General features: G+C 68.8%; 3 protein-coding genes and 1 pseudogene. All 4 read right to left on the reverse strand.

Going from position 1 to position 12671, the window contains the following annotated elements; all coding sequences use genetic code 11:
* Window positions 1-42 precede the first annotated feature (42 nt).
* The 4 genes and pseudogenes from AC1AXT_RS05175 to AC1AXT_RS05190 all read right to left on the reverse strand — a co-directional run bounded on the left by AC1AXT_RS05175 (window position 43) and on the right by AC1AXT_RS05190 (window position 12609).
* Window positions 43-4482: an ATP-dependent DNA helicase gene (locus AC1AXT_RS05175; RefSeq protein WP_476562795.1), complete on the reverse strand. Its 4440-nt coding sequence runs from the start codon at window positions 4480-4482 to the stop codon at window positions 43-45.
* Entirely contained in the window at window positions 4479-6923 is a 2445-nt protein-coding gene (locus tag AC1AXT_RS05180; protein ID WP_476552995.1) for a PD-(D/E)XK nuclease family protein, read from the reverse strand. Before AC1AXT_RS05180 ends, AC1AXT_RS05175 begins: the two co-directional genes overlap by 4 nt.
* A gap of 1590 nt (window positions 6924-8513) precedes the next feature.
* Window positions 8514-9590: pseudogene (locus tag AC1AXT_RS05185) on the reverse strand (UvrD-helicase domain-containing protein); the annotation flags it as partial.
* Between the two features lies 1 nt (window position 9591).
* Window positions 9592-12609, reverse strand: a complete 3018-nt coding sequence (locus AC1AXT_RS05190) for a type VII secretion protein EccB (RefSeq protein ID WP_476541305.1) — start codon at window positions 12607-12609, stop codon at window positions 9592-9594.
* Between the last annotated feature and the right edge of the window lie 62 nt (window positions 12610-12671).

Here is a 12671-nt window from a genome sequence, read left to right on the forward strand (position 1 = left end):
CGCGGCGCTTTCGCGGCCCGTGCCGCTGGCAGCGCCGTGCCGTCAGTCGTCGTCTGAGATTCGCGGAACGCCGCCGGCCAGTTCGGCCAGGATCTGCGCTTCCGTCTTGCCGCGGGCGTGCAGCTCGCGGGCGGCTTCGTCAGCCTCACTCAGATAGTAGAGCGTAGCGTCGATACTTTCCAGCGGAACCCCCTCGATTCTGGCCAACAGCAGACGGTAGTAGTCGAGCTGGCGCAGCTTCGTTTCGATATCGGCCGCCTCGCGTGGCTTGCGCCCCGTTTTCCAGTCGACGATCGTAAAGGTCTTGGATTCGTCGGCCGGGTCCAGTCCGCCCCGGAACACCGCGTCCAGCTTCCCGGGAACGACGAGCGTGGCGGCGCCGCTGGCGCCGGGCACCTCGAGCGCCATGACGATGGACCGTTCGGCCCACGCCAGCTCCCGCTGCGCCCACCGCGACCCGATGAGCCGCTCCTTCCACTGCGTTTCCCGTGCCTGTTCGCGGGTCGCCGGCGCCGCTTCGGTTCCTTCGGTCGCTTGGGCTGCTTGCGTTTGCTGGCTGTGGCGGCTAGAACGCTGCGCCCCCGCTTCGGCGCGCACCTGCGCTTCCATCGCCTCGCGGCTGACGAGCGCGTCCGGATCGCCGGCCTCGAAATACCGCTGCGCCCACGCATGCAGCCGCGTGCCGGCGGAGGCCGCTGCCGACGAGACCCGCGGCACCGGCCGCACGACCCCGCGGAAATATTCGGCGCGCTCGGCTTCACCCAGGTCTCCCGAATGCGCCTGCAGCGTCGTGACGGTCGTGCGCTGCTTGCCGAGCACCGCCGCCGCCTTGCGCTCGACGTCCCGGTCGAGCGCGGCTTCGGATTGCGCCCGCGCCGGCGCCAGATCGCGGTCCATCAGCAGCCGCCGCGCCTTCTGCAGCAGCGTCCCTCCCGCCGAGGAACCGGAAGCGGCGGCGCGAGCGGAGGCGGCGAGCCGGTTCCCCGTCTCCGCTGGCAGCGGGCATGGCCACGGCAGGTGATTGGAGGCGTCGCCCGAATCTTGGATGGGCTCGTTCCACGCGCCGCCGATGACGGCGTCGCAGTAGCCTTGCGCGGCCTCGCCGATGAAGTAGCCGTACGGAACGGGGGCGCTCGGCAACGGCTGCCCGAGATTTCCCGGCATGTTCACCGGCGCCACCGGCCGGCCGGCCGAGTCGACGCCGCGATGGAACCGCATCGATTCGAACGTTTCGACCCAGAAATCCGACGGTTCGCGCCTGCGTTTGCCCGGCGCGTACGCGACGTCGACCGAGCGGCCCTCTTCCGCCGTTTCGCTGTACGCCAGCAGCGCGTCGTACTTGGCGCGGGTGAGCGCGACGTACATCAGGCGCCGCTCGTCGGCGTGCAGCCGCGTGCCGGTTTCCTCGCACTGCGTCGGGAAGCGCTGCAGCCACGCGTCCGGCTCGCCGTTGGCGATGCTCGCCGGCTCGCGCAGCGTGCCGAAGACTTCGTCGTCGAGCAGCGTCGCGTCCGCCGGAAGATCCTTGAGCATCGTCACCGGGTCGATGTCCACCGGCGCCGTGTGCGGGAAGCGCGGCAGGATCGCCGCGTCGACGCGCACCGGCACCGGCACCGCCGTCGGCGTCGTCAGCCACGTCGTCGCCGTCTCCTCATACTCCGGGCGCCGCCACGCCTCGCCATACGTCGGCGGCAACCCGAACGTCTCATCCCAGATTTCCTTCCACTCCTCGTTCCAGTTCCCCGACACGCCGCCTTCAGAGGAACCGGACCCAGCTGCGCCGGGTTCTTCCCGGCTCGGGTTCCCCGACACGCCGTCGGCGGAGGAACCGGAAGCAGGGGTGGGAGATTCAGGGGATTGCGGTTCCTCGCGTCGGGCGGCGCGAAGCTGCTCGCCGAAGGTCTCGGCGAACGGATCGGTCAAGTACCCCACCGTTTCCACCGTCAGATTGTCACCCTGGCTGCTGGGGAAGTTCCGCGCTTCAAGGCCGACCACGGCGACGGCGTCCCATTCGAGGCCCTTGGATTGGTGCACCGTCATCAGCACGACGTCGGCGCCTTCGTCCTGCAGCGTCGCCAGCGCATCATCCGGCACGTTCTTCAGGTCGTCGACCCACGCGAGGAACCCGCGCAGCGTCGGCGTGACCATGCCGGCCATCTCCTGCACGTACGCATTGACGAGACCCAGCACCGCGTCGATAGGGTTGCCGCCGCCCACGTTTGCAGCGCTGCCACCGTTTGCAGCATTGAGCGCGCCGGCGACCGCGACGTCGATGTCGATATCGAGCGCTTCGGCGGCGCGGCGCACGGCTGCGGCGAGCGAGCCGGCCGTGCCGTTCTGCGCTTCCCGCAGCATCCGCGACGCGCGCTTGAACGCCGCGCGCCCCGCCGGCGTGAAGCCGCCGCTTGCGCCGCGGCTGCCATTGCCGCTCCCGTTACGGCTTGCGCCGTTGCCGCTTCCAGCACCGTCGTCGCCGTCACCGCCATCGGCCCCGTCAATCAGCGCTTCGAACCCCTCGTCCATCATCAGGTCGATGAGGAAAATCGCGTTCGGCAGCCGGTTGCGGTGTTCCTTGATGGCCGCGCGCCGTTCAGCGTCCCCCGCGTCCGGGTCGGCAAGCCCGGCCTGCACGAGCATCTGGAACTGGTACGTTTCGTTTTCGCGCGCCGCCAGCTTCGCGAGCCGCTCCAAGTCGTCTGCGCCGATGCCGAAACGCGGCGTGGCGAGCAGCCTCATCAGCGACAGCGAATCGGCATGGTCGGCGACGACGGCGAGCAGCGCGAGCACGTCGCGCACTTCCGGCCGCTCGAGCAGCGCCGAATACCCGACGACCTGCACCTTCAGCCCGCGTTCCTCGAGCGCGCGGGCGAAGATCGGAATCAGCTTCTTCGAGCGGAACAGCACGGCCACCGGCGCGCCCGGCTCGTCGCGTTCCTCCCCCGCCGCGATCCGCAGCCGCCGCTGCGCGAGCGCTTCCTGCGCGAACCGCGCGACGCCGTCGGCCTCCAGCCCGACCGTCGCGAACCCGAGCACGCCGAGCGTTCCTTCCGGCGCGTTCGGCACCGTCGCCAGGGGCGCGACGTCCACTTCGCGCATCAGCGAGCTGCTTTCGCGCCGCGGCCGGCGCCGCAGCGTTTCGGTAAGGTTGTTCGCCGCTTCCAGCACCGTCTTCGAATTGCGCCGCGTGACGGTGATCGGCAGCGGCCGGTAGCCGGCCGGCAGTTCGAAATCTCGGGCAAACAGGCGGAACGCGCCCGGCGAGGCGCCGCGCCACGCGTAGATTGACTGGAACGGGTCGCCTACCGCGCATACCGCGCTGCGTTCCGTGCCAACGTTTGCATACCCGCCGCCAGAGAAGCCGCCGCCGTCCGCGGATCCCTCTCCCGGATGGAACAGCAACGCCAGCAGCGCCGCCTGCGTCGTGCTCGTGTCCTGGTATTCGTCGAGCAGCACATGCGAATACTGCCGCCGGTACTTCGCGCCGATCGACGGGAACCGCGTCAGCAGCTGGTAGGCGGCGACGGTGAAATCGGAGAATTCCGCCATGTGCCGCTCGCGCTTGGCCTGCGTGAACCGTTCGGCGAGATCCAGCAGCAATTCGCGCCGCTTCGTGGCGTCGCGCATCGCCGCCGCGTTCGACGCGGCGATCTGCGGCGCTTTCTTCAGATTCCGCTCCGCCCAGCGCTGCAGCTTCTTCTCGTAGTCTCCCTTCCCGGGGTCTGGCTTTTTCGTCACGCCGGCGCTGCCGGCGACCGCATCCTCGCCGATGACCGCGTCAAGATACTCGAGGAACCCGCGGTCCCACGCATGAATCCGCGCCGCCGCCTCCTCGAACGTGCCGCAATCGCCGCCGATCATCGAGTTGGCGATATCGTTCGACAGCGCATAGACGTCGCCGACGAGCGCCGAGAACGCGCCGACTTCGAAATCGCGCCCGAACAGCAGGTCCATATTGTCGTCGAGAACGGTTGCGATGAGCTGCTTGGCGCCGGCGTCGCTCAGCGGCTGCGTATTCTGGTCGAAGCCGACAAGCAGCCCGTACTGCCGCACGATGCCCTGGAAGAACGCGTCGTAGGTCTGCACTTCCGGCTTCATGAACGCTTCCGCCGCGCTGGCTGCATCCCCGGAACTGCCAACGTTTTCAGCATTTCCAGCGTTGCCAGCGTTTTCAGCGTTCCCAGCGTTGCCAACGTTTTCAGCGCCGCCACCGAGCCGCGTCGAGCCGCCGAACTCCCCCGCCGCCTTCCGGTTCGCAGCGACGGCCGCGGTGACGCGCGACAGCAGCTCGGACGCGGCCTTGCGCGTGAACGTCAGGCCGAGGATCTTCTCCGCCGGCACGCCGCGCTCGATCATATGGATGATCCGCTCGGTCATCGTGAACGTCTTGCCCGACCCCGCGCCGGCGACGACGAGGATGTCGTCGCCCAGCGGCGCGTCGATAATCGCCTGCTGTTCCGCCGACGGCGTCTTCTTTGCGCTCATGCCGAGACTCCTTCCCCGTTCTCCTGTATGCCGAGCACCGTCACCTGCTCGCCCGCGCACGCCGGGCACACGCCGGACTTCTTCGGATTGCTGGAGCAGTACTGCACATGCTGTTTCGACGGCCGCGCCACGATCGACGACGACCGGCTCGCCGCCCCCGCGTAGAAGACGCGCCCGATCATCGTCAGCGACCATACGGCCAGCGTTCCCCGCAGCCCCAGCACGTCCCGCCACACCTCTTCGCGCACGCCGGCCGGCGCTTCCGTCGGCAGCTCCATCGGGAACACCTTGTCCAGACTCGCTATGTACGGCCGCGAATGGTACTGCCCCGCGTTGATGGCGCCGTCGACGAGCAGCGGCTGCTGGTAATACGTTTCGGCCTTCGCGCCGCGCGCCGCCGGCCAGTCGTGTTTGGCGACGTAGAACAGCTCGCTGTGCGCAATCGTTGGCATTGCCAGCATCGGCGGCACCCCCGCCTGAGCCGGCACCCCCGCCTGAGCCGAGGCCGCCGACGAGGAACCCGACGCCCCGCGCCGCCGCCCTTCCGGGAAGCACAGCCCCAGCTGATAGCACGCCAGCTGCAGGTCCTGGAACTGCTCGGCTCCGGTCGGCGGCTTCTCGCCGGTCTTGAAGTCGATGAGCCGCACGAACCGGCCGTTCTTCCCCTGCCGCCGTTCGACGCGGTCGATCCGCCCCGTCAGCCGCACCTTCAGCCGCGTCATATGTTCGCGGAACTCCTCCGGCCAGCCGCCGACGAGGAACCCGAGCAGCGCCGCCATGTCGTCGGCGCCCACCGGCGTCACGTCGCCAATCGCGTTGTATGCGGCCGCGATGTCGTCGAGCGAGAACAGCCCGCAGAACTGCTCTTCGGCAGCGCTCGAGACGTACGTTCCCGGCGCCGTCACGCTGACCGACTCGTACCCGGCGTCGTTGACGTTTACGAAATACTTCGCCATCGCGTGCAGCATCCCCAGCGTCTTCTCGTCCTTGTCCATCGCCTTGAACCGCTGGTCGGCGCCGTCGACCGACGCCGGATCGATCCGCATCGTTTCGTAATAGCCGACAAGACGCTTCTCAACTCCTTCGACCCGCGCATCGAGCGGTTCGCCGGCCATGAAGTCGGGCTTGTCAAGACCTTCCTCAACGGCGAACTGCGCCACCGCGTGGATAATCGTTCCGTACGACGCGTCGACGCTGCCGGCCTGCGGACCGCCGAAGCGCCGCTCCATCATCCAGCACACCGGGCACCCCCAGATTGCGTCCACCTGCGACGGCGACAGCGTCACCACCATCTCCCCGCCGTTTTCCAGGGTCCGAGATTGCCCCGTCGTCCCGGCCCCTTTCCCAGCGCGGCCTCCATTTGCAGCCTGCGTGCTTCCGGTTCCTCCGCCCACGGCGTGTTGAGGAACCCGACCTTCCCCACCCCCGGAGGGATTGGGTCCGGTTCCTCCGCCCACGGCGTGTTGAGGAACCCGACCTTCCCCACCCCGGGAAAGATTGGGTCCGGTTCCTCCCGCAACGGCGTGTTGAGGAACCGGAGCCATCGCAACCGCGCCAGAGGAACCCGAAGCCGCGGGAACCGAACCTCCCACATCCCCAGAGAGATTGGATCCGGTTCCTCCACTCACGGCGTGTTGAGGAACCCGACCTTCCCCACCCCGGGAAAGATTGGATCCGGTTCCTCCGGAAACGGCGTGTTGAGGAACCGGAGCTTTTACCGAAGCCGCGGCACCTGAATCTTGGATAATGAAATTCCATTCCTCGGGGCGCGCTTCGTCGACGCCGGCGTCGGCGAGCAGCGCGAGCGTCGCCGCCGCGTCTTGGGCAGCCGCGGAGCCGGGCGCCGCTTCGAGCAGCGTGCGCCGGCACAGCGCCACCAGCCCGCGCACGTCGACGTCGAGCGCGCCGTCGCCGTCGCCCGGCGCGCTGTACTCGCGCGCCGTTTCGTCGGCGTCGCGTTCGCGGCTGAAACGTTCCGGCACATACGTATAGAGGAAATCGGATGGGGCGGCGTCGTCGTCGAGCACCGCGCTCAGCCGCACCTGCTCGCTGGCGCGGGTGAGCGCGACGAGAAACCCTTTCTGTTCGTTGGCGAGCGTTTCGCGCCGCCGCCCCTCGCCGAAGTAGCGCGCCGCCGCGCCGCCGGTCTCGCCGAGCGATTCCGCCGTGCCGTACAGTTCGACGTCGACGAGATCCTCGCCGCCGAACAGCGTGTTGCGCTGCTTGAGATTCGGCCACGTCCCTTCCTGCACGCCGGGAATCCACACGAGCGGCCAGTGCCGTCCAGCCGCGCCGGCCGGCGTCGTCAGCGTCACGGCCTGGTCGACCGGCGCGACCTTGGCGAGCGAATCCGCTTCGATCTGCAGCTGCCGCACCTGCGCGATGAAGCCGTCGATCGTCGTCGCATCGGTGAACGACCCGGCGTATTCGAACAGCCGCATCGCGATGTCGAGCCGGTCGTTGGCGTCGCGGCCGGCGGCGGTGTTGTACAGCGCCTTGCGCTGCCAGCGGCCGGCGACGTCGCAGGCAAGCCACGCCGCCTCGAGCGCGAACGCCGGCGCCTGGTCGCGCTGCGAGCGCAGCGTCGCCGCAATCTTGTCCACCTTCTTCCAGATTGCCAGAAACGCCCGAACGTTCGCGTTCCCCGTGCGCCCGGAACGCCCAGCGTTCGCGCCATGCTTGCTGCCGGCGCTTTCCGTGCCGTTTCCAGCGCCGCTTTCCTCACCGTCTTCGCCGTCGCCGAGCCCCGCAACCTCCGCGAGCATCCGCTGCACCGCCGGCGCCCCGTCTTCCGCCAGCATCAGCAGCAGCGCGTCGGCACCGAACGGCATGTCGTCATCCTGCGTATCGACGTCGATGAGCCGGTCATCGGTCACGATCTGCGCACCCGCACCACCACCGAAACCGCCTGCACCATCGCCTGCACCATCGCCGGCACCATCGCCGTCACCAGCGGCAGTGCCAGCACCGTCGCCACCGCCAGCCCCGTCGCCCTCCGCCGCATGCCGCGAGCCGATGATGCGCCGCTTGAACGCGTCCCACCCCGCGCCCAGCTGCGCGAGCGGCGCGTCGGAGCCGAGCGCGACGTCGCCGGTCTCGTCGAGCACGCCTTCGAGCGCTCCCAAAGATTCGAGCGCCGCCTTCACCCCGTCCATCCGCACCGGCCGGTCTTCGTCGAACGCCGACGTTTCCGCCGGCACGAGGCCGCTGTCGGCGACCATCTGCACGCGGCTGCGCACGTACGCGGCGGTGCGCGAGAGCGGCTCCAGCCGCCCCTCGAAGCCGGCGTTGCGCAGTTCGGCGAGCTCGATCAGCGCGAACAGCCCCTCGACGAACGGCTCCTCGATCAGCGGCCGCGTCACCGACGAGTAGCGTACCGGCACGCCGTCGCGCCGCAGCCGCTCCCCCAGCTCGCGGATCAGCGCGTTGTCGTGGCTGATGATCGCCATGTCGTTCCATTGCCGCGGGCTCTGCGGATCAAGATGCAGCGTCTTGACCTGCCAGGCGACGTCGTCCATTTCGTCGCGCCCGCTGCGGTACAGCGCCGTGCGCACGGTGCCGTCCGCCAGCCGCGGGTCGGCCGGCGCCAGCGCGCGCAGCGGATACGCGCCGTCGAACGCCGGCATCTTCCCGGGCCGCTTGACGAGCGGAACGTCGCCACCTTCCGCCGAAGGAATGGACAGGCTGACGCGCGCCGCCAGCGTCTCCAGATACGTCGGTTCCTCGTCGTCCAGAATCTCGCCGCCGCGCGAGCGGATCTCTTCGTCCGCCACCATTTCCCGCAGCCGCTGCACCGTCTCGCGCCGCGATTCGCGTTCCGCCGCGCCGCTTTCCCGAGATTCCCCGCTCGCGTTCCCCTCCCCGTTTTCCCCGGGGTTCACAGACTCCTTATTATTAGCGGCATTATTGCCGTAGGGACCGCCGCTTGCGTTCCCTTCCCTACCCGCACTGCGGGAATCTTCCTTCCTCGTTACGAAAGGACGGTAGGGCAGCCGCAGCACGTCGGCGCCGAGCCGCCGCTGCGCCTGCGCAATCAGGTGCTCCGGGTACGAACCGCGGAACGTCTGCACCGATTCGTCGGCGTTGGCGGCGAGCACGAGCTCGACTCCGGCGCCGTGCAGCGCCTCGAGGAACGCGAATCCGGCGAGCGTGATGTCCTGGAAATCGTCGACGACGAGCACCCGCGGCAGGCACGCCGCCAGCGTTCCGGCCCCCTCGCCGGCGTGGTTGCGCACCATCCGCGCCGTTTCGGCGAGCAGCTGCGACGAATCGAGCCGGTACTCCCCCGGGAACGTGCGCTGCACGAGCGCTTCGTATTCGCGCCGCAGCGCGAACGCAAGCCGCCACTGGATCTTCAGGCGGTCGCCGCGCAGCCCGGCGTTGCCGACGGCGGCAAGCAGCGCATCCTCGCGCGAGCCGTCGGTTCCAGATTCGTTGAGCCGCGCGATCATGTCGCGCAGCTGGTCGATGAACGACGCGTTGATTCCGTCCGCAAACCGCGCCGCGCTGGTAGCCGGCTGCGTGGCCGCGGGCCGGTTCCCGTCCGGTTCCCCGGGACCGCTACGGTTTCCACGGGCCTGGAACCCGCTTCCTTGCGCCCGTCCGGCGCCGGCAGCGCTGCCAGTACCGTCGCAGACGATGGCGCCCCACGAATCGGTGGCGAAATAGTCGCGCAGCAGCCGGCACGTCGCGCAATCGTCGCCACGTTCGGCTTCCGCGACGTGCGCTGCCAGCACGCGCCGCAGCAGCATGTCCTGTTCGGCGCCGTTGATCAGGCGCGGCGGCTTCTTGCCAGTCGCGTTCCCGTAGTCGGTTACCAGGCGGAAGGCGAGCGCGTTGAGCGTCGTCACCGGCCGCGCCTGCGAGACGACGCCGAGTTCGCGGATCAGCCGGTCCGACAGCGCGTCGGCGATCTGCCGGTTCGCCACCGCCATCGCGACCCGAGATTCCCCGCACCGCCCGATGGCTTCCCGCATCGCCCGGAACGCCGCTTCCGTCTTCCCGCTGCAAGGCGCCCCCGCCAGCAGCCGCGTCTTGGCCCCTGCTCCGGTCGCCACCAGTTCCTTGACCTGCGCCGTTTCAACCCCATCAACACCCATGCCCACCATCCTAGCGGCTGCGGCGCGGAGGAGCCGGGTAGGTTTTGCGTAGGAAGCGCACGACGCAGACGCCGGCTACCGTGCACACGACGACGAGCGCGATGCCGACGAGCGTTTTCAGCGTTCCGTTGGCGTCGGTCGCCGGTTTCAAGGCCAAGGATTCCGTCCCGTCAACCCCCGCATTCGCCACCGTCAGGCCCGAAGAAGCCGACGACGTGGCGTACGCAATCGCGGAGGACGCGGCCACCGGCCCGCGCAGCGCCGTCACGGCCCTGCCATCCGAGGAACCGGAACCGCTCGAGGAACCAGAACCGCTCGAGGAACCCGAACCGCTCGACGAACCAGAACCCCCGCCAAGCGTCATCGCCAGCGCCGACTGCGGATCGACCAGACCCCACCCGAGCTCGTCGGTGCGCGAGTCGAGCGACGAACGGTTGGCGGACGCGACGATCCGCTCCTTCCACTGTGCCGGCGTCTCGTTCGGGTACGCGGCCGCGATCAGCGCCGCGACGCCGCTGACATACGCGGTGGCGAAGCTGGAGGCGGCCGCGTCGTTGGCGTACACGCAATCCATCGCCCCCGGCGCCGTCGTCGCCACGCTCTGCCCGGGCGCCGCGACGTCGACCTGCGCGCCGTGGATGGAATCGTCGGTGGCGGCGAGCGTGGTGTCGACGGCCGTCACGCCGACGACGCCCTCGTAGATCGCCGGATACCGCACGCTGTCGGCGGTATTGGACGCCGTCTGCCGGTTGCCGGCGCTGGCGACGATCAGCGCCCCGTGCTGCGTCGCGTACGACACGGCTTCCTGCATCGCAATCGATTCGGTGTCGTCGCCCATCGAAATGTTGATGACCTTCGCGCCCCGGTCGACGGCGTATTTGGTCGCCGCCGCAATGTCCTGCATCGTCGGTCCGCCGGTTTCCTTCCCGTCAGACGATGAGATCGACGCGTACACGCGCACCGGAAGGATCGTCGCTTCCGGCGCGACGCCGACGACCGACGAGCCGTCCACCGGCCGCGCCGCGATGATGCCGGCGACGGCGGTGCCGTGCTTGTATTCGTCGACGGTCCCGTCCGACTTGTCGCCATCGACGTACGTCTTGCCGGACACGACGGCGCCGGCAAGATGCTCGTTGGCGGTATCGACGCCGGAATCGATGACGGCGACCGTTACGCCCGCGCCGGTCGCCGTTTCGTGCAGCGAATCAAGATCGAACAGCGCGCTCGTCCACGGCTGAGTCGTCTCCTTGTGCATGTCCCCGACCTGGCACGCTTCCGTAGCGTCCCCGTCCACCGAAGCGTCCACCGCCGCCGAAGAGGAGGAAGATTTCCCCGCCGAATCTGAAGAAGATTCCGAAGAGGAGGAAGAAGATTCAGAAGAGGAAGAAGAAACCGAAGCGGCGGCGGCGACCGACGACGCCGCGGAAGGCGCCGCGCCGGCTGCGGCGACGCTCAGTTCGACGCCGGAGGGGAAGATGTCGATCCACGCCCGCGGAATGCTGTCGACGTCGCCGGAACCGTAGCCGAGCCGCGCGAGCACCTCGTCGCCGGCGTCGGGAATCGGGTACGCGGTGCCGGTCGAGTCGATGGCGAACACGGCGCCCTGCGTCGTGTCGCCCCCGGTCGCCGCCCGCACAAGCGCCCCCTGCCCTCCGCTGACGGCAGTGGTAACGTCCAGCGTCCCTCCGTCCCCAGAGGAACCCGACCCGCTCGAGGAACTAGAATCTTGGGTCCGGTTCCCCGACACGCCGCTCCCAGAGGAACCCGACCCACTCAAGGAACCAGAATCCTGGCTCGAGTTCCCCGACACGCCGCTCCCGGAGGAACCCGACCCGCTCGACGAACCAGAATCCTGGCTCGAGTTCCCCGACACGCCGTTTCCAGAGGAACCGGAACCATTGGAGGAACCGGAACCAGAGCCAGAGGAACCGGACCCGGGGGAACCGGACCCAGAGGAACCCGACGAAGCAAGCATCACGCTATCCGCCGGCTTGACCCCGTCCGCCGCCTGCATCGGCAGCACGGCGCACGGCTGCGCGCCGCCGTCGATCGTCTCGAGCGTCCCCGACGGCCAGCCCTGCGGCACGAGCGGCGCCTTCGCGTTCGTGAACCCCTGCATCGCGGCGACGTCGACGAGCTGCGGCGTCGTCTGCGCGGCCGTGCGCCCGACCGCGTACAGCGAGTATTCGAAGTCGCTGACGGCGGCGACGGTACCGGCGGACGTGACGACGTACTTCGCCGCGCTGTTCTCCTTCGCCGCGATGACGTCGCCAATGTGCAGCGACGTTCCGGCGACGGCCTTGCCTTCCCCGTCCAGCGAGATCCTGGCGATGTCGCCGCCGTTGGCGAACAGGTTCAGCCACTGCACCGGCACCGGATGGTCGCCGCTCTGCGCGAGCCCGAACGCGCGCAGGAACGCGTCGCGTTCGTTGGCGTCGCCCGGCAGCGCGTACCGCTTGCCGCCGTTGACCAGGTAGTATGCGTCCCCGTTGTGCACGACCGCTCCGGTACCGCTCGAAGCAATGCCGGCCGGCTTGGCGGCGGCGATCGAGTTGGCCAGCGTCGCCTCCCCCGCGCAGCTGGACATGTATCCGGACACGAGGTTCTCGCTGGTGGCCAGCGAATCCGGCGCGCCGAGAATCCCGATCGTCGAGCCGATCGGGATGCCGGCGAGCTGGTCGTCGGACACGCTGATGACCTCGAAATCCTCGGACGGTATCGCCAGCCGCGCGCTGACGGCGTTGATGACCGGGTGCAGCGTGCCGTTTTCGCTCACGTACCGCGCGGCCGACGACTTGGCGACGATGAGCTTGTTGTTGTCCCAGTCGTCGGGCAGCGACGGCTTGAGCACGCCGTAGAACACGCTGACGATGACGATGACGACGGTCAGCGCGATGCCGACCGCCACCGGCATCTTGTTGTTCTTCGGCTCGAGCTCGACGTCGTCGGGAATGCCGCTCGCGAACGCGGTGAGCAGCCGGCGCCGCGAGTAGCGTTCCGCTTCGGCAAGGTCCTTTTTATTAGCCAAGATTCTCTCCTGTTGCGAACGTTCGTCAGATTCCGTTCATCGGGTTTCGTTCATCGGATTTC

Source organism: Bifidobacterium sp. LH_450, from assembly GCF_056356715.1.

Bases quoted from the DNA above. Each gene is read 5' to 3' on its own strand.
- AC1AXT_RS05175 (WP_476562795.1), bottom strand. From the start codon at position 4,482: ATGAGCGCAAAGAAGACGCCGTCGGCGGAACAGCAGGCGATTATCGAC.
- AC1AXT_RS05180 (WP_476552995.1), bottom strand. From the start codon at position 6,923: ATGCGGCTGTTCGAATACGCCGGGTCGTTCACCGATGCGACGACGATC.